13 protein-coding genes and 4 tRNA genes are annotated in these 17898 nt (G+C 62.1%); 6 read left to right on the plus strand and 11 right to left on the minus strand.

The features are described from left to right. Window positions 1–18 precede the first annotated feature (18 nt). From C4K27_RS26595 to C4K27_RS26605, 3 genes are all read left to right on the plus strand, one after another. Complete coding sequence (locus C4K27_RS26595) at window positions 19–744, plus strand: fimbrial biogenesis chaperone (protein ID WP_053262722.1); 726 nt, start codon at window positions 19–21, stop codon at window positions 742–744. 113 nt (window positions 745–857) lie between these two features. Then, window positions 858–3350, plus strand: coding sequence for a fimbria/pilus outer membrane usher protein (locus C4K27_RS26600; RefSeq protein WP_053262723.1), 2493 nt, complete (start codon window positions 858–860; stop codon window positions 3348–3350). 29 nt (window positions 3351–3379) lie between these two features. Next, a complete protein-coding gene (locus C4K27_RS26605) occupies window positions 3380–4390 on the plus strand; it encodes a fimbrial protein (protein ID WP_081002345.1) in 1011 nt (336 codons plus the stop codon). A gap of 144 nt (window positions 4391–4534) precedes the next feature. On the opposite strand, the gene C4K27_RS26610 is transcribed toward C4K27_RS26605, so the two are convergent. The 7 genes from C4K27_RS26610 to rluD all read right to left on the minus strand — a co-directional run bounded on the left by C4K27_RS26610 (window position 4535) and on the right by rluD (window position 9641). Further along, window positions 4535–4611: transfer RNA gene (locus C4K27_RS26610), tRNA-Pro, on the minus strand. Between the two features lie 93 nt (window positions 4612–4704). Further along, window positions 4705–4780 (minus strand) — tRNA-Lys (locus C4K27_RS26615). A gap of 5 nt (window positions 4781–4785) precedes the next feature. Next, a tRNA-Pro gene (locus C4K27_RS26620) sits at window positions 4786–4862 on the minus strand. A gap of 9 nt (window positions 4863–4871) precedes the next feature. Continuing rightward, a tRNA-Asn gene (locus C4K27_RS26625) sits at window positions 4872–4947 on the minus strand. Between the two features lie 314 nt (window positions 4948–5261). Next, the gene (gene clpB / locus C4K27_RS26630; RefSeq protein ID WP_053262725.1) at window positions 5262–7826 is read right to left on the minus strand and encodes an ATP-dependent chaperone ClpB; all 2565 of its coding nucleotides are present in this window, start codon (window positions 7824–7826) and stop codon (window positions 5262–5264) included. Between the two features lie 130 nt (window positions 7827–7956). Beyond that, complete coding sequence (pgeF, locus tag C4K27_RS26635) at window positions 7957–8682, minus strand: peptidoglycan editing factor PgeF (protein ID WP_053262726.1); 726 nt, start codon at window positions 8680–8682, stop codon at window positions 7957–7959. After that, window positions 8679–9641: a 23S rRNA pseudouridine(1911/1915/1917) synthase RluD gene (gene rluD, locus C4K27_RS26640; protein ID WP_007924719.1), complete on the minus strand. Its 963-nt coding sequence runs from the start codon at window positions 9639–9641 to the stop codon at window positions 8679–8681. The genes pgeF and rluD overlap by 4 nt, the downstream gene beginning before the upstream one ends. A gap of 152 nt (window positions 9642–9793) precedes the next feature. Between rluD and C4K27_RS26645 the strand changes: the two genes are divergently transcribed. The 3 genes from C4K27_RS26645 to C4K27_RS26655 all read left to right on the plus strand — a co-directional run bounded on the left by C4K27_RS26645 (window position 9794) and on the right by C4K27_RS26655 (window position 12794). Then, window positions 9794–10816, plus strand: a complete 1023-nt coding sequence (locus tag C4K27_RS26645) for an outer membrane protein assembly factor BamD (protein ID WP_053262727.1) — start codon at window positions 9794–9796, stop codon at window positions 10814–10816. Between the two features lie 134 nt (window positions 10817–10950). Continuing rightward, window positions 10951–11184 (plus strand): PP0621 family protein, encoded by a 234-nt coding sequence (locus C4K27_RS26650; protein ID WP_053262728.1) that lies wholly within the window; start codon window positions 10951–10953, stop codon window positions 11182–11184. Between the two features lie 281 nt (window positions 11185–11465). Next, a complete protein-coding gene (locus C4K27_RS26655) occupies window positions 11466–12794 on the plus strand; it encodes a sigma-54-dependent transcriptional regulator (protein ID WP_053262729.1) in 1329 nt (442 codons plus the stop codon). On the opposite strand, the gene thiO is transcribed toward C4K27_RS26655, so the two are convergent. The 4 genes from thiO to C4K27_RS26675 are packed head-to-tail and all read right to left on the minus strand — an operon-like array spanning window position 12791 to window position 17892. Then, on the minus strand, window positions 12791–13891 hold the full coding sequence (gene thiO, locus C4K27_RS26660) for a glycine oxidase ThiO (protein ID WP_053262730.1): 1101 nt from the start codon (window positions 13889–13891) through the stop codon (window positions 12791–12793). The two genes, C4K27_RS26655 and thiO, sit on opposite strands and share 4 nt — an antisense overlap. 54 nt (window positions 13892–13945) lie before the next feature. After that, a complete protein-coding gene (locus C4K27_RS26665) occupies window positions 13946–14347 on the minus strand; it encodes a type IV pilin protein (RefSeq protein WP_007924724.1) in 402 nt (133 codons plus the stop codon). 13 nt (window positions 14348–14360) lie between these two features. Continuing rightward, a complete protein-coding gene (locus C4K27_RS26670) occupies window positions 14361–17429 on the minus strand; it encodes a pilus assembly protein (RefSeq protein WP_053262731.1) in 3069 nt (1022 codons plus the stop codon). Then, on the minus strand, window positions 17416–17892 hold the full coding sequence (locus C4K27_RS26675) for a pilus assembly PilX family protein (protein ID WP_238437658.1): 477 nt from the start codon (window positions 17890–17892) through the stop codon (window positions 17416–17418). Before C4K27_RS26675 ends, C4K27_RS26670 begins: the two co-directional genes overlap by 14 nt. Window positions 17893–17898 lie beyond the last annotated feature (6 nt).

The raw sequence follows: 17898 nt of genomic DNA on the forward strand, positions 1-17898 counted from the left end.
CTCCGACCTGGAGCCGCTATGAAAACCTCATTATTGGCGCGTATTGCACTCGCCAGCGCCATGACACTCTCCGCGTCGATGGCCAGTGCCGGCATTACGCTGGACGGCACCCGCGTCATCTTTGCTGCGCCAGCCAAGGAAGCATCCGTCATCGTCAGGAACCAGGGCTCGAACGACATCATGGTCCAGTCCTGGGTCGAACCGGACAAAAACGGGCCCAATGCCGACGTACCGTTCGCCATCACCCCTCCCCTGGTTCGCCTTGGAGGCAACAAGCAGCAGGTCCTGCGCATCCTCTATCAAGGCCAGGGGCTGCCGACCGACAAGGAATCCGTGTTCTGGCTGGCCGTGCAAGAGATCCCGCAAAAAGCCAAGACCGAGAACACCCTGCAAATTGCCATACGCCAGCGCGTGAAGCTGTTCTACCGCCCGGCCAACCTGCCGGACACTGCCGCCAATGCAGCCAAGAGCCTGCAATGGAAGCTGGTGGAACAAGGCGGCAAGGCCGCGCTTTCAGTGACCAACCCTTCCGCGTTCCATGTGACCCTTGCCGGGGGCAGCGTGACGCTGCGCAATGGCAAGGACGCGGGCACCGCCACCGTGGAAATGCTGGCACCCGGGGCAACACGCACCGTCGAGATCAAAGGCTCGACTGGCATGAGGTCCGGAGCCACAACAGTGGAATTCGACAGCATCAACGATTACGGCGGGCTGGACCAAGTCACCAGCAAACTTTCCAACTAACGGAAAGCAGCCCTCACTCGTGTCGCTCGCATAGAGCGCACCGCCTTACCTAATCCGACTTTTTAATCAGGTCAGTGCTTCGGGCATCCGATGCACGATCGAAAGGATTTCGCATGCCCATTTTTCAGAGAGAGCTCAGTTTCAGGATCGCCCGACGGGCGTGCGCGACCTGCCTCGTGGCCCTGGGGCTGACCTCGAAGCTGTCCGCCGCAGAGGCCGAGTTCTCCGACTCCTTTCTGAAAATGGGGGGCGCTCCGGTGGACCTCAAGTTTTTTGAGAAAGGCAGTGCCGTTCCGCCAGGTACCTACAGCGTCGACCTTTACCTGAACAACGTGCTGATCAAGCGCCAGGAAATCACCTTCGCCGCCGACGCCTCCGGGCAGGTCAAACCCGTCATCTCGCTCGGGCTGCTCAAAGAGCTTGGACTCAACGCGGGCAAAGCCCAGCAGGATGGACTCATCGCCGCGGACGCCAAGGACGAGCAGCCGTTCGACGTCAGCACCCAGATCGCCGGCGCCGCGGTGGACTTCGACGTCACCAACCTGGCATTGCAGTTCAGCATCCCGCAGGCATACGTCCAGCGCTATTCCCGTGGTTACGTCGACCCCTCGGTTTGGGACGAAGGCATCACCGCCTTCTACAGCGACTACCAGGCCAACTTCAACCGCAATACCAACCAGGGAATGAAGAGCGACTACCACAACCTAAACCTGCGCAACGGTTTTAATATCGCCGGCTGGCGCTTTCGCAACGAATCCGCCCTGACCGGCGGAACCGGCACAAAAAGCGAATTCAAGAGCAACCGCAACTATCTGGAGCGCGACGTCCAGCGCCTGAAAGGCAAGCTTTCCCTGGGCGAGCTGTACACCCCTGGCGAGATCTTCGACAGCGTGCGTTTTCGCGGTGCACAGATCGCCTCGGACCTCGGCATGCTGCCTGACAACGAGATCGGCTACGCACCCGTGATCCGCGGCATCGCCGAAAGCAATGCCACTGTCGAAGTACGGCAAAACGGCTACGTGATCTATTCCGCGTCGGTGCCGCCTGGCGCCTTCGAGTTCACTGACATCTATCCCAGCGGCTCCAACGGCGACCTGCAGATCAAGATCATCGAAGCGGATGGCCGGGTACGCGAATATCTGCAGTCCTATGCCTACCAGCCGGTCATGACCCGGCGCGGCAACCTTCGCTACAGCGTCACCGCCGGTGAATATCGCTCCACCGACCAACCGTCGCCGTCGTTCACCCAAGGCACGGCCGTCTACGGCGTGACGGACAACCTCACCGGTTATGGTGGCGCGCTGCTCGCGCAAGACTATCGCGCCGTCAACCTTGGCGCGGGCGTGAACTCCAGCCTCGGCGGTATTTCCTTCGACGTCACCAGCAGTGAATCGAAGACCCAGAACGGCAGGAGCAACAAGGGTCACAGTGCGCGCTTCCTGTACTCCAAGACGCTGAACGCCACCGATACCACCTTCACCATGGCCGGCTACCGCTATTCCACCGAAGGCTATCGCAGCTTCAGCCAGCACGTGGACGACCTCATGTATCAGGACCGTGCCGGCTTCAGCGCCCAAAAGAGCCGAATCAACCTCCGGGTGAACCAGAGCCTGTCACAGCGAGGCTCGCTGTACCTCAGCATGGATGAAACCAACTACTGGAAACAGCAGGGCCGCACGCGCAACTGGCAATTGGGTTATGGCAACAGCATCGCCAGTGTCAGCTACAACCTGGCGGTGTCACGTACCCAGAGCGATCCCATGAGCGGTGGCTCGGATACGCAACTCACCGCCAGTATCAGCATGCCACTGGGAGGCCGGGGTAGTTCTCACCGCCTCTCCAGCAACGCCATCAGCTCGAGCAAGGGTGATTCCTCACTGCAGTCGAACGTGTCCGGCTACCTGGACGACCAGGCGACCCTCAGCTACTCGGCGCAGGCAGGCCACAGCAAAAGGAACGGCAATACTGCCGGCGCCAGCCTGGACTGGGATACCCCTGTCGCCAAGCTGCGCGGTGGCTACAGCCAGGGTCGCGATGACAAGCATATCGACCTGGGTGCTTCTGGCTCGCTGCTGGTACACAGTGGCGGCGTTACCCTCGGCCAGCCGCTTGGCGAGACTTTCGGCCTGCTGGAAGTTCCGGACGTCGACGGTGTCGGTGTATCCGGCTGGAACGCCGTACGCACCAATGGCAAGGGTTACGCGGTGGTGCCCTATATGCAGCCCTATCGCTACAACTGGCTGAACCTGGACACCCAGACCCTGGGTACCGACACCGAGATCAACGAAACCTCCAAGGTGCTGGTGCCAACCCGTGGCGCCATCGTCAAGGCCACCTATGCCGCACAGACAGGTCGCCGCCTGCAATTCGTGCTGCGCGCGGACAAGGGCGATCCAATCCCCTTCGGCGCCCAAGGCTACGACGAACAAGGCAAGCCCCTGGGCATGGTCGACAACCTGTCGCGCCTGCTGGTCTTTGGCGTTCCCGACCAGGGCCGGCTGGAGATTCGCTGGGCCGAAGGCAGCTGCATGGTGGACTACAAGCTCCCCCCAACAAACAAGGAACTGGCTTACGAACGCGTGGACGGCCTTTGCCGGGTCTTGTGACCCACACTCTTTCAAACCAGAGCGGGCATATGCACAAACTGATCACTCTTCCCGCTGGCCTGCTTGCCCTGGTGCTGGCCGAGCCAGCGTTCTCGTGGTGCCAATGGGGCACATATTCTGGCCCTCCTGGCGCGTCATATAACCGAGTGAATGTTCCATCCAGCCTGACCGTCAAGCGGGTCCCAGTCGGCGAAATACTCGCAAGTTACTCCCAGCAGATCCCTGTCCCAGGAGGGATTACTTGTGGCAGCAGCGAGATCATGAACATAACCTTTGAAAACGGCCTCGAACCCTCCGCCATCCCCGATGTGTACAAAACCGGCGTGGCGGGCATCGGCATGCGCATCATCGCTTCAAGACGCTTGGGGGGGGACAGGAGTTTAAGGTATCCCCTGCCTTCCCAACACGCATTTACTGGACAAGGTAATAGCGTCTACCTGCCTACTTACATTCATGTCGAATACGTCCGCACGGAAATCGCAGTTGGCTCAGGCAAGGTGCCAACCAACTTTACAATCAACTTCATTATCCCTCCGAATACTGGCTTGACCCCGGAGACATTCACTTACACATCCTCAGGATTCACCAACCTGGAGAACAACTTCTACTTCAGCAGTTGCGAGGCCCGGGAACCCTCCATGACCGTACAAATGGGCAAGGTCCCGATTTCCAACATCAAGTCTGGCGCCGCACCGGAAAAACCCTTCGCCCTCGATATTCGCTGCCGTGGCATGCGGCCTGAAAAACCGGTTCCGCTGAAGATCTATTTCGAAGGCAACTCGACAGGCACGGGCATGCTGAATCTGACAGGGGCTGGGCAGACCAGCGTTGCCCAAGGCGTGGCTATCGAGCTGAAAAACGACAAGGGCACCAAACTCCCCTTCAGCAAGCCCGGCGCGGTCAGCCTGGACTGGCAGCACAGCGAAACCGATGCCGAGGTCTACCGCTTCGCGGGGTCCGCTCGCTATACGCCGAGCGGCGGCGAAATGAAGCCCGGCAAGGCAGATGCAACGATGACTTACGTACTCGACTACAACTGACCGGACTCAGCCAGCATGGGCCACCCCATACAAAAGCCCCGAATGACCGGGGCTTTTTTGTACGCCGTATTCGCCGGCAAGCATCGCGCGTCAAATTCCGGACAAAAAAAATCCCCGTATCTTTCGATACGAGGATTTTCAGTATGGTCGGGGTAAGGGGATTCGAACTCCTGACATCCTGCTCCCAAAGCAGGCGCGCTACCGGACTGCGCTATACCCCGGTAAAAAAAAGGCACCTTTTAAAGGCGCCTTCTGCGAACAGAGCTTTTGGCGTCTGATCTTAAGATTCGATTCCAGCGAACTGGTCTCAAAAATGGTGGGTCGTGTGGGATTCGAACCTACGACCAATTGGTTAAAAGCCAACTGCTCTACCAACTGAGCTAACGACCCAAATATGGTCGGGGTAAGGGGATTCGAACTCCTGACATCCTGCTCCCAAAGCAGGCGCGCTACCGGACTGCGCTATACCCCGGTTTGAAATTGGCTCCGTGACCAGGACTCGAACCTGGGACCCAATGATTAACAGTCATTTGCTCTACCGACTGAGCTATCACGGAACTGAACATTTCAATTTACAACCTTTACAGCAGGCTTTTATTTCTAGAAGCCTCCTCGTTGACCTAGTCCGTATCGCTACGTTCATGTCTCTGAGGCGCGCTATTCTACAATCTTAAAAACCTCTGTCAACCCCCTAAATTGCTTTCAAGACAATGATTTGCAACTTATTTCAGTTTTTTCCTCAGGGAGGAAAAAGCCTTGGGGTGACGTACTGCGGGGCGCACTTTACAAGCCTTTGCCTTACAGTTCAACGCCCTATGCAAAAAAAGGCCTCGCAATGCGAGGCCTCCTTCACAACGACGCCCTATCGGGCTCAGGCGAAGACGATTTCGTCGTTTTCCACCTTGGCCGTCACTGTGGCCCCCGGCAGGAAACTGCCGGACAGAATCAACTGCGCCAATGGGTTCTCGATCCAGCGCTGAATCGCCCGTTTCAGCGGACGCGCGCCATAGACCGGGTCGTAGCCCACGGCAATCAGTTTGTCCAAGGCCTCGCCACTCAGCTCCAGCTTGAGCTCGCGCTCGGCCAGGCGGCTGCGCAGGCGTCCCAGCTGGATCTCGGTGATGCCGGCGATCTGATCCCGGGCCAATGGCTCGAAGATCACCACTTCGTCGATCCGGTTGATGAACTCCGGACGGAAATGGGTCGACACCGCATCCATCACCGCCGCCCGCTGTGCTTCGCGATCCCCCACCAGCTCCTGGATCTGCGCCGAGCCCAGGTTGGAGGTCATGACGATCACCGTATTACGAAAGTCCACGGTACGCCCGTGGCTATCCGTCAGGCGACCGTCTTCCAGCACCTGCAGCAAGATGTTGAACACGTCCGGATGGGCCTTCTCGACCTCGTCCAGCAGGATCACCGAATAAGGCTTGCGCCGCACCGCCTCGGTCAGATAACCGCCCTCCTCGTAACCGACATAGCCTGGAGGCGCACCGATCAACCGAGCCACGGAGTGTTTCTCCATGAACTCGGACATATCGATCCGCACCATCGCCTCTTCGGTATCGAAAAGGAATTCGGCCAGCGCCTTGCACAACTCGGTCTTACCCACACCGGTCGGGCCGAGGAACATGAACGAACCACTTGGCCGGTTCGGATCGGACAACCCGGCGCGAGAACGCCGCACGGCGTTGGCTACCGCCACCACGGCTTCGTTCTGGCCGATGACGCGCTGGTGCAACAGGCTTTCCATCTTCAGCAGCTTGTCGCGCTCGCCTTCGAGCATCTTCGACACCGGAATACCGGTCCACTTGGACACGACTTCGGCGATTTCCTCTTCGGTCACCTTGCTGCGCAACAGCTGGTTCTCGCTTTGGCCGTGCTGGTCGACCATCTGCAGGCTGCGCTCCAGGTCCGGGATCACCCCGTACTGCAACTCGGCCATGCGGTTCAGGTCGCCTTTGCGGCGCGCGGCTTCCAGCTCCTGGCGGGACTGCTCGATCTTCTGCTGAATCTGCGCCGAACCCTGCACTTCGGCTTTCTCCGAAGTCCAGACTTCTTCCAGATCGGCGTATTCGCGCTCCAGACGGGTGATTTCCTCCTGGAGTTTCTCCAGGCGCTTGATCGCCGCTTCGTCGTCTTCTTTCTTCAGGGCCTGGGATTCGACCTTCAGTTGAATCAGACGCCGTTCCAGGCGGTCCAGCACCTCAGGCTTGGAGTCGATCTCCATGCGGATACGGCTGGCGGCTTCGTCGATCAGGTCGATCGCCTTGTCCGGCAACTGCCGGTCGGTGATGTAGCGATGGCTGAGCTTGGCCGCGGCAATGATCGCACCATCGGTGATCGCCACCTTGTGGTGCACCTCATAACGCTCTTTCAGGCCGCGCAGGATGGCGATGGTGTCTTCTTCGCTCGGCTCGTCCACCAGGACTTTCTGGAAGCGCCGTTCGAGGGCCGCGTCCTTCTCTATATATTGGCGGTACTCGTTGAGCGTGGTGGCGCCGACACAGTGCAGCTCCCCCCGAGCCAGCGCTGGCTTGAGCATGTTGCCCGCATCCATCGAACCTTCGCCCTTACCGGCGCCGACCATGGTGTGCAGTTCGTCGATGAACAGAATGATCTGCCCTTCTTGCTTGGACAGCTCGTTGAGCAGGGATTTCAGGCGTTCTTCGAACTCGCCACGGTATTTGGCGCCAGCGATCAGTGCGCCCATGTCCAGGGACAGCAGGCGCTTGCCTTTTAGGCCGTCCGGCACTTCGCCGTTGATGATGCGTTGGGCCAGGCCTTCGGCAATCGCGGTTTTACCCACGCCAGGCTCACCGATCAGCACCGGGTTGTTCTTGGTCCGGCGTTGCAGCACCTGGATGGTCCGGCGGATTTCGTCGTCACGGCCAATCACCGGGTCGAGCTTGCCGTCTTCGGCGCGCTTGGTCAGGTCGACGGTGTATTTGTCCAGGGCCTGACGCGACTCCTCGACGTTGGCGTCATTCACCGCCTCGCCGCCTCGCAGGTTATTAATGGCGTTTTCCAGCGCTTTTTTGCTGACGCCCTGGCCCAGCAGCAACTTGCCGAGCTTGCTGTTTTCGTCCATGGCCGCCAGCAGCACCAGCTCGCTGGAGATGAACTGGTCGCCTTTCTGTTGCGCCAGGCGATCGGCCTGGTTCAGCAGGCGCGCCAGATCCTGCGACATGTTCACGTCGCCGGTGGGGTTCTGGATTTTTGGCAAGTGGTCGAGCTCTTTGCTCAGTTCCTTGCGCAGGCTGTTCACGTCGAAGCCCACTTGCATCAGCAGCGGCTTGATCGAGCCGCCCTGCTGTTCGAGCAACGCCTGCATCAAGTGCGCGGGTTCGATGGCCGGATGGTCGAGGCCGACCGCCAGGGATTGAGAATCGGATAACGCCAGCTGAAGCTTGCTGGTTAATCGGTCTATACGCATTAGTCACCTTCCTTTTGAGCAGGTCGGAGCGATGGACACACCTAAATAGAGAAACCTGCCAGATACCCCTGTAGATGCGGTCGATTCTGGAAGATTCAAGCCTTGCGAGCTTGACACAGGTCAGAAGAGTCTAGCGTTCCAGCCAGATCAGGGAAGCGAAGCGCCCGGTGCGCGGGCTGCGGCGGTAGGAATAGAAACGCGGATCGCTCACGGTGCAGAAACCGCCGCCATACACGGCGGTGACGCCGCATGCCGCCAGGCGCAGGCGGGCCAACATATAGATATCAGCCATGAGCTTGCCGGGGTTGTGGCTCGCTACAAAGGCCTGTTCGGTCTGTGGCAAGTGCCGGACGAAAGCGTCACGCACTTCAGGTCCGACCTCGAAGGCTTGCGGACCAATGGCCGGCCCCAGCCAGACCAATACATCCTCTGGCGCGACTTTCAGGCTATCGAGCGTCGCTTCCAGCACCCCGGCCGCCAGCCCACGCCAACCGGCATGGGCCGCCGCCACCCGAGTACCGGCGCGGTCGCAGAACAGCGCTGGCAGGCAATCGGCGGTCATGGCGCTACAGGCAATGCCGGGCGTGGCGGTCCAGCTGGCATCGGCGGTGGCGACGACGGACGGATCCGCCTCGACCACATCAATACCGTGAACCTGTTTCAGCCAGGCTGGCTTTATAGAGAAACGATCGGTCAGGCGACGGCGGTTTTCGGCCACCGCCTCTGGGTTGTCATCGACATGATCGCCCAGGTTGAGGCTGTCGAACGGCGCCAGGCTGACGCCGCCCGCACGGGTGGTGACGCAGGCTTTGACCCCGGCCGGCGCGGGCCAGTCAGGAATCAGCCAGTCACTCATCCGACGAAAGCCTCGCGATCCTGCTTGAGCAGGGTCAGCAACCAGACGAAATCTTCCGGCAGCGGCGATTCCCAGCTCATGCGCTCGCCGGTGGTCGGATGATCCAGCTCAAGGAACCGCGCATGCAGCGCCTGACGCGGGAAGTGCTTGAGGGATTCGACCATGGTCGGGTTCGCGGCGGGCGGAATGCGGAAACGGCCACCGTAGGCCGGATCGCCGACCAACGGGTAGTTGATATGGGCCATGTGCACACGGATCTGGTGGGTCCGCCCGGTTTCCAGTTTCACCCGGACATGGGTGTGGGAACGGAAACGCTCCAGCACGCGGTAGTGGCTGACGGCCGGCTTGCCGCCTTCCATCACCGCCATGCGCTGGCGTTGCTGGCCATGCCGGCCGATCGGGGCGTTGATCTTGCCGCCGGCGGTGACCACGCCGATCACGATGCATTCATAGATGCGGCTGACGCTGCGGCTCTGCAACTGGGCAACCAGCTGGGTCTGCGCCTGGATGGTCTTGGCCACCACCATCAGACCGGTGGTGTCCTTGTCCAGGCGATGGACGATGCCGGCGCGCGGCACGTTGATGATGTCCGGGACATGGTGCAACAGGGCATTGAGCAGCGTGCCATCGGCGTGACCGGCGGCGGGGTGGACCACCAGGCCGGCAGGCTTGTTGATCACCAGGATGTCGTCGTCTTCATAGACGATATCCAGTTCGATGTCCTGAGCGATCCATTCTCCCTGAGCTTCCTGCTCGGCGGTCAGCTCAAGAACCGCGCCGCCATGGACAATGTCTCGCGGGCGGATAACCGCTCCATCCACAGTCAGGCGGCCGTCTTTGATCCAGGCGGAAAGGCGCGAGCGCGAGTGCTCAGCGAATAATTGGGCGGCGACTTGATCGAGGCGTTGGCCGCCCAGTTCGGACGGCACCTCTGCGCGAAGTTCAATTTTATCGGACATGCTCAGACTAGGCGTCGGCACAGCCTTTGGTTTCGGCTGCGCGCTTGTGGTTAAATACGGCGTCTTTTGCCCCGAGGCTTTTTCAACGGGGCGCTCATCATAACAGGACGGCCCCGCCCAAGACAGCGGCCGTCATAGGGACGCAAGCCGCCATGCAAGTGAAACACCTGCTGCTGATCGCCATCCTCGCACTGACCGCTGCTTGCTCATCGAAGGAAGTCGTTGACGAAAACCTGAGCGAGGTCGAGCTGTACCAGCAGGCGCAGACCGACCTCGACAACAACAGCTATACCAGCGCCACAGCCAAGCTCAAGGCCCTGGAGTCGCGTTATCCGTTCGGTCGCTACGCGGATCAGGCACAGCTCGAACTGATCTATGCCAACTACAAGAACGCCGAGCCGGAGGCCGCCAAGTCCGCCGCCGAGCGTTTCATCCGCCTGCACCCACAACACCCGAACGTGGACTACGCCTACTACCTCAAGGGCCTGACCTCCTTCGACCAGGACGTCGGCCTGCTGGCGCGCTTCCTGCCGCTGGACATGACCAAGCGTGACCCGGGTGCCGCGCGCGACTCCTACAACGAGTTCGCCCAGCTCACCAGCCGTTTCCCGAACAGCCGCTACGCGCCGGACGCCAAGCAGCGCATGATCTACCTGCGCAACCTGCTGGCCTCCTACGAAATCCACGTGGCCGACTACTACCTGACCCGTCAGGCCTATGTAGCCGCCGCCAACCGTGGCCGCTACGTGGTGGAAAACTTCCAGGAAACCCCGTCGGTGGCCGATGGCCTGGCGGTGATGACCGAGGCTTACCAGCGTCTGCACCTGGACGAACTGGCCGCCACCAGCCTGGAAACCCTGAAGCTCAACTACCCCGATCACCCGACTCTGGTCGACGGCCAGTTCGTGCCACGGGTCGCCGAGGCGGACAACCGCTCCTGGCTGAGCAAGGCCACCCTGGGCCTGATCGAGTCCCGTCCACCGCTGCTGCCGGGAGAAACCCGCGCCAACCAGGACGTGATGAAGCAATACCAGGACGCCAAGGATGCGATTCCGGCCGAGCTCAAGCCTAAAGACGCCAATGGCGACGCTGTCGAAGAAGAACAGCATGAAGCCGAAGGCAACAACAGCGACCGCTCGTGGTTCAGCTACATGACCTTCGGCGTGTTCGACTGACACCGCTGCGGTCACAAAAAAGGGAGACTTTCGAGTCTCCCTTTTTTTGTCCGTGGATTTCAGCGCTGATTGCACTGTGCGCCCGGCATGACCTTGGCTAAACTGCCGGTTCCTCACTCACATAGCTGGCTACCATGCTTCGTCTACTGTTCTGGATCGCCCTGATTGCCGCTGCGGTATGGCTCTGGCGCAAATTCAAGCAGCCCGCCTCCGGCACCGCTGCGCCCCGCGAACCCAGCACCACGCCCATGGTGCGTTGTGCCCACTGCGGCGTGCACCTGCCCCGCGACCGGGCGCTGAGCCTCGAGCAACAGTGGTATTGCAGCCAGACGCACCTGGAACAAGGTCCGATCTCCCGCGATCGCTGAACCTCGACCGCAGCGGTGCATATGACGTCAAAAGCACGTTGTTTGCACCGCTGAATAATTCGCTACAAAAAAGCCACCGCCTCTCCTCTCCTCGCTTCCGGCCGGCAACCCTCGGCAAATCGGGGCTATTACCCTGCGCGTCATCTTGAATCCGACCAAACGGCCCCGCACCGCCCGGCCTTGAGTGGGCCAACGACCTCAAGCCTGCCTAGACTTCACGACACGCCAGGATGGCGGGTGCTCTCGCACCTCTTTCGTTCACGGATGAAGCAGTAAGCGGCATGAGCCCACGACAAAAAGTCTTGATCGTCGATGACGATCCAGGCATTCGCGAATATCTGGAAATCAGCCTCGGCCGGATGCAACGCCATACCCGCAGCGCCCGCACCCTGGGCGAAGCGCGTCACTGGCTGGCCCGGGAAGGCTTCGACCTGTGCCTGAGCGACCTGCATTTACCCGACGGCACGGGGCTGGAATTACTCGAGCATATCCAGTGCCGCCAGCTGCGAATGCCGCTGGCAATACTCAGCACCTGCGCCCGCCAGGAAACCGCGATCCACGCCCTGAAGGCCGGCGCCATCGACTTCCTGAGCAAACCCGTGGCCCTGGCGCGCTTGCGCGAACTGCTGAATGGTGCCCTGCCCGGATCGACACCCCCGCCCCCTGCTAGCGGTCCATTGCTCGGCGATTCAGCCGCCATGCACAAGCTGCGCGGACAAATCGGCAAACTGGCCCGGAGCCAGGCCTCGGTCTATATCAGCGGAGAGTCCGGAAGCGGCAAGGAACTGGTCGCCCGCGCGATCCACGACCAGGGTCCTCGAGCCAGCCACGCCTTCGTGCCGGTCAATTGCGGAGCCATCCCACCGGAACTGATGGAGAGCGAGTTTTTCGGCCATCGCAAAGGCAGCTTCAGCGGCGCTATCGAAGACAAGCCCGGCCTGTTCCAGGCGGCGCACGGCGGCACGCTGTTTCTCGATGAGGTGGCCGATCTGCCGCTGGCGATGCAAGTCAAATTGCTCCGCGCGCTGCAGGAGAAGGCGGTGCGGTGCGTCGGTGGGCAGCAGGAGGTCCAGGTCGATGTGCGCATTCTCTGCGCCACTCACAAGGCGCTGCAGGCGGAAGTGCATGCCGGACGCTTTCGCCAGGATCTCTACTATCGCCTGAACGTGATCGAGCTGCCGGTACCACCGCTACGGGCGCGCAAGGCTGATATCGAACCCTTGGCCACCGCCATCCTCGAGCGCCTGGCGCAGGGTAACGGCCAACAACTGGCACGGCTTCAGCCAAGCGCGCTGCTGGCGCTCCAGGGCTACGACTTTCCCGGTAACGTGCGCGAACTGGAGAACCTGCTCGAACGGGCGCACACCCTGTGCGAGAACCGGCGGATCGAAGCACGCGACCTGCGCCTGACGCCCAACGGCGCCCACCCGGCCATCACGCCCGGCCTGGCACAGGTGATCAACCTTGAGAAACATCTGCAAGAAGTCGAGCGCCGACTGATCCTCCAGGCCCTGGAGCACACCCGCTGGAACCGCACGGCGGCGGCCCAGCGCTTGAGCCTGTCGTTTCGCTCGATGCGCTACCGGCTGAAGAAGCTCGGCCTGGATTAAATTCGCCCACTGGGCGCATAAGGCGCCGGGTCGATGATCGGCTCCCGGCCCAGCATCAGGTCGGCGAACAGCTGGCAGGACGCCGGCGCCAGGACCAGGCCATTGCGGTAGTGCCCGCAGTTCAACCACAGCCCCGCCAGCCCGGGCACCGGGCCGATATAGGGAATGCCCTCGGGCGAACCTGGGCGCAACCCCGCCCAATGACCCACCACCTCGGCCTGCGCCAGCGCCGGGATCAACTCGATGGCCGAAGCCTTCAGGCTTTCCAGGGCCGACGGGGTCGGAGTCTTGTCGAAGCCTTCGTGCTCCAGGGTACTGCCGATCAAGATGTGGCCGTCGCGCCGGGGAATCGCGTAACGCCCCTTGGCCAGGACCATGCAGGAAAGAAAATCCGACGCGCACTTGTAGAGGATCATCTGGCCTTTGACCGGTTCCACCGGCAATGCCAGACCCAGGCTCTTGAGCAATTCGCCGCTCCAGGCCCCTGCCGCCAGCACCACCTGATCGCCACGGATTTCGCCCAGTGAGGTCTGCACCCCGAGCACCCGCTCCCCTTCGCGGATAAACCCGCTGACTTCGCACTGCTCGTGAAGGGTCACCGCTGGCAACGCCGACAGGGCGGCCTTCAGCGATTTGACCAGGCGCGGGTTGCGCACGTTGGCCACGTCGGCCATGTAGATCGCCCGCGAAAAACCGCCACCCAGCACCGGCACCGCGTCATGGGCCACCGAGATATCCACAGCGCTCAATGGCCTCTGCTCCCGCCGGGCCCAGGCCAGCGCTTCGGCCTCGTCGTCGAGGTCCAGCCAGTACAGACCAGTGGTGTGCACTTCGGGATCGACACCGGTGGTGGCGAACAGACGTTCGGCCAGCTGTGGATAAAAATCCTGCGACCAATGCGCCAGCGCGGTGACCGCCGGGCTGTAGCGCCAGGGGTACAGCGGCGAGACGATCCCGCCGCCGGCCCAGGAGGATTCCTGGCCGACATTCGAGCGTTCGAGCAGCACCACCTGCTGCCCGGCGGACGCCAGGTTGAACGCGGTCAGCAGGCCGATCACTCCACCGCCGACAATCACCACTTGCTGTTGCTTTGCCATAGTCCAGTCCAGGAAATGAAAACACCGGGCGCCGCCAGCGCCCGAGAAGGATGTTCAGCGCCCCCAGCAATCTTTGCTGGTCACCCCGTCGGCCATATTGTTGTTGCCCATGGCACCGGTGTGGCTAAGGGTGAACTCGCCGCACTTGTCGCCGGCCATCATGCTCTCGGTTTTCGGCGTCGCGGTCAGGGTAAAGCTCTGGTCGGCCAGGACTGGCGTGATGCTGTAGTCATCGTTGCCGGCGCTGAGGCCCGGAGCGTTGCTGTAGACACCGCCCTTGGAATGAAACCGCTCAAGGCTCTGCGCCTGTTCCGACAGCAGGCCGGCAATCTGCGTGCGATGGGTTTTCTTCACGTACTCGGTGATGCTGGGCAGGCTCAGGGTGACGACGAGCCCGATGATCGCAATCACGATCATGATTTCGATCAGGGTAAAACCTTGGTTGGATCTACGCATGCCTCACTCTCACTTACTGTATTTGTCGCCACATGATGCGTCGGCTGCCACCGCCCGGCTTCTCGACCAGGGAAGCGATACCGCCGCTGGAATCGCTGACGATTTTGCGGGTAGCGCGGTTAAGCACAGCGCTCAATGCAGGAATGCCGCCGGTAAAGATGACACCGCTGGAAGGCGTATCCAGACCATCGACCACTGCATCGCCATTGGTGTCGAGCACCGCGTCGCCCTGCATCTTACCGCTGAATGCGTCCAGCTCGACCAATTTGCCGTTGCCGGCGCTGGAACAAGGGTCGCCCACCTCGACAGCGGCGGTGCTGAAGACAATGCGACCCGCCACCAGCGTGGCCTGATTGATGACCCGCTCGCCACTCGACGCCTCCCCCAGCGGCAGGTACCAGCCCTGCTCGGCCGGATAACTGACGTCCGCCTGGGTGCTGGTGATATAGGAGCCCGCGCTGCCGGCAAACATCCCGGTGATCGCTTGCGCCTGCAGGTCAACCACGGTGATGCTGCCCGTCCCAGCCGGGGCATCCCAGACCGCATAGAAACCCTGGGCATCCTTGCTGCGCTTGTCGGCCAGCTCGCTGAGCTTGCCGGTGCCGAACAGCACCAGCTTGCCGCCCTCGGGATGATCCACCAGCAACGGCTGCGCGGTGATCGGCTGGCTCGCGCCACCCGGAGCGCTGAACAACGGAGCACCGCCAAAGGCCGGGCCCCAGCTGTCCGGCGCCGAACCGCTCAAATCGAACTTCCACAGATGGCCCTGGAGATCGCCGCCATAGGCCGCCTGGACCACATTCTGGCTGTCCACCCGCACCTTCACCGAGGACAAGCCGTTCTCCTGCCCATTGCCATCGACCGGGATTTTCCTGATCAGCGAACCATCGCGAATATCCACCACATACAGAGCGGCGAGTCCGGAATGACTGCCATAGCCATTGCCGATGAAAGCCGCCCAGCGCCCGTCGGCCAAGCGTGCCACTTCCGGACGGGCGTAGGCATAACCCAGGTCATTGAACGGGTGGCTGTTATCGGCAACCTCAGGCGCGGCGATTTCCCACAGCGCCTGCGGCGTATTGCCGGCCTGGCCATACAGCTGCACCGCGTAAAATACCTTGCCGCCGGCCCCGGTGCCCGCCAGCGCCAGGGTTGCCCAGGCCGTGCCGAGCTGGGCATCGAAGACCGCCACCGGACCATCGGCCAAAAACCGGTGACGCTCCCCGTTGACGTAGCCGGGGTCGGCGATGTGATGCAGCAGCGGCAAGGCACTGGAGGGCATATAGGCGTAGCGGCGCCGGCCATTCTCAGGGTCGATCAGCGAAAGCAGGCCGTCATTGGCGTTGACCAGCAGGCTCGGGCTCATACCTTGGGCCTTGCTCGCCAGGTAGGCGCTGTAGTCGCTGTCGCCCTGCAGGTCGGCGGCGTCCTGCGCGGTCGGCGCCGCCATGACCAGCGGCGAGTTGACGATGTCCCCCAGCAATCGGCTCCGCACCTTGAGCCCGGCCCGGTTACTCCCCTGGCTCCAGGCCAGTAGATCGGCCGCGGTGATGCCGGGCGGCAGGTTCTGGGCGAGCGCGGCCTGCTGCGCGCCGGACAACTGGTCATGGCGCAAGGCAACGGCGGTTCGGGAGGCACTGTTCCAAGTCTGGAAGATCCCCGGCGACGCAGCGGCAACCAGGGTCGAGTCCGTGCTCCACAGCGGCGTACTGTCGACCGCACCAGCGGGGCTGATGCCATACGCCCTGATGGTGCCGTGCCAATCGACGGGGTCATAAGACGCCTGGAAATAACTCGAACCGCTGGCCAGCCCGGCGGCCCCCGCCGTGGCGCTTCCCGCCTGGGCGGCGGAAGCCGAAACCTCGCCCAGGGCCGAGGCCAGTGCGGCGTCGAGCCCCGCCCTGTCAGTCACCGGGTAGAACTTGCCCCGGCCATAGTTCGCCGCATCCAGCAGCATGGGGTACTGCGCGCTGATACCGATGGTGTAAGTGTTCATGTGCTGCTGCGCGAAGCCCGCCGAATCCCAGCTTTTCCCCGCGATATCCAGGCCTGCCGCGCGCATGTCGATATCCACCGCCAGCTTGGCGATGTCATCCAGATACAGGCTGCTGCCCTCCTCGTTGCCGCCAGGATTAACGCCGTCATTGGGCACCCCATCCCAATCTGGCAGGCTGCTCGCCCCCTGGGGTTCACGGGAGGGAAAACTGTGGTCATAACTGGGCAGGCCATCGGTCACCACCAGGCCGTAATTGCGCTGGCAGCGATACTGGATCGGGCTGCCATAGGTAGAGGGCGTACTGTTGTAGTAAGGCGTCAGCCCCCGAAAATAACGGCTGATCTCGTAATAGGTTTCCGCCAGCGGCGCCTCGGCCGAGGCCCTGAGCCCGCCGATGGCGGACAGCAATGCCTGGTAGTTAGCGTCGGCCTGAGCCCGGCTGACCTGGTCGCTGACCGGTGCCAGATCGCTGATGGCGAGCACGATACGCCCACCCGGCGCCAGATCGCCGCCCGCTGGCGGGTTGAAGCTTGCCAGGCCGATGCGCAGCGCGCGGTTGTCAGCCACCAGCTTGCTGGCGGCCTCACGCACCAGGGTCATCCGGTCTTGAACGGGAATCGAGCCATCGGTGAAATCCCGATCGCGACCGTCGGCCAGGGCCAGCAGGTAAGCCAAATAGGCAGCCGAATAACGGGTGCGGCCGTTCCCCGCGGGATCAGGCAGCTTGAGGCACTGTGCCCGGGCATGGTCGCGGTAGAAACCGACATAACCGCTGGAGCAGCCCGCCTGGCTCAGCGTTGAGAGAGCAAGCGAATCCGCGCTCGGACTGGCTCCGGCCAGGCATTCGCCCGCCTGCATTCGGCACGGCCTGACCGGCACCCGCGCCAGCCCGGGATCAAAGCCCGGGGCATAGACGACGCTGTTCATGCTCTGCGAATCGTCGAGCAGCAGCATCACATTCGGTGCCACCGCCGCCGCGTTCGCCAAAGGTGCCTGCGCCGGGCTGAAGCCATAGGCCGGGGCACTCAGGTAGAGACCCAGCAAAGCACCAGCCAGCAATCCCCCAGGCCTTTCAATACTTGGCATAAATGCTCTCCAGCACGCTGCGCGAGTGGCCGGCCAGCCCGACAGCAGTCACCCGATACAGGGTCGCGGAAGTGTTGCTCGGCACATGGACCGCCCCCAGCGTCGTACCGAGGTTCTGCACAGCGTAAAAACCGTTACCGGTGGCGATCCAGGTCACGCCCGAATGGCTGTTGTGGCCCGCGGCGCTGACAGCCGCGGACTCGCCGGGGGGCGCGCACTGGCCGCCGCTACAGGCCGCCAATACATAACTGTCCTGCTGCACCGCGCTCTCACCGATGCGCAGGGCCATCTCCGCCGCCTGGAACGACTGATTGCGCAGCCACAGGCCGCCGGCCATCTTTTCCTGCAAGGTCGCGTTCTGCATCGACGAAATGCCGATCAAGGTCAGCAGCAACAGGAACACCAGGCTCATCAGCAGCGCCATGCCGCGCTGCGCCCCGGGAGCCGTTCGATACGAAGTCATCGGCAA

This window comes from Pseudomonas chlororaphis subsp. chlororaphis (assembly GCF_003945765.1).
Lineage (GTDB): Bacteria > Pseudomonadota > Gammaproteobacteria > Pseudomonadales > Pseudomonadaceae > Aquipseudomonas > Aquipseudomonas chlororaphis.

Coding starts and splice junctions, on each gene's coding strand:
- C4K27_RS26595 (WP_053262722.1), top strand. CDS start 19: ATGAAAACCTCATTATTGGCGCGTATTGCACTCGCCAGCGCCATGACA.
- C4K27_RS26600 (WP_053262723.1), top strand. CDS start 858: ATGCCCATTTTTCAGAGAGAGCTCAGTTTCAGGATCGCCCGACGGGCG.
- C4K27_RS26605 (WP_081002345.1), top strand. CDS start 3,380: ATGCACAAACTGATCACTCTTCCCGCTGGCCTGCTTGCCCTGGTGCTG.
- clpB (WP_053262725.1), bottom strand. CDS start 7,826: ATGCGTATAGACCGATTAACCAGCAAGCTTCAGCTGGCGTTATCCGAT.
- pgeF (WP_053262726.1), bottom strand. CDS start 8,682: ATGAGTGACTGGCTGATTCCTGACTGGCCCGCGCCGGCCGGGGTCAAA.
- rluD (WP_007924719.1), bottom strand. CDS start 9,641: ATGTCCGATAAAATTGAACTTCGCGCAGAGGTGCCGTCCGAACTGGGC.
- C4K27_RS26645 (WP_053262727.1), top strand. CDS start 9,794: ATGCAAGTGAAACACCTGCTGCTGATCGCCATCCTCGCACTGACCGCT.
- C4K27_RS26650 (WP_053262728.1), top strand. CDS start 10,951: ATGCTTCGTCTACTGTTCTGGATCGCCCTGATTGCCGCTGCGGTATGG.
- C4K27_RS26655 (WP_053262729.1), top strand. CDS start 11,466: ATGAGCCCACGACAAAAAGTCTTGATCGTCGATGACGATCCAGGCATT.
- thiO (WP_053262730.1), bottom strand. CDS start 13,891: ATGGCAAAGCAACAGCAAGTGGTGATTGTCGGCGGTGGAGTGATCGGC.
- C4K27_RS26665 (WP_007924724.1), bottom strand. CDS start 14,347: ATGCGTAGATCCAACCAAGGTTTTACCCTGATCGAAATCATGATCGTG.
- C4K27_RS26670 (WP_053262731.1), bottom strand. CDS start 17,429: ATGCCAAGTATTGAAAGGCCTGGGGGATTGCTGGCTGGTGCTTTGCTG.
- C4K27_RS26675 (WP_238437658.1), bottom strand. CDS start 17,892: ATGACTTCGTATCGAACGGCTCCCGGGGCGCAGCGCGGCATGGCGCTG.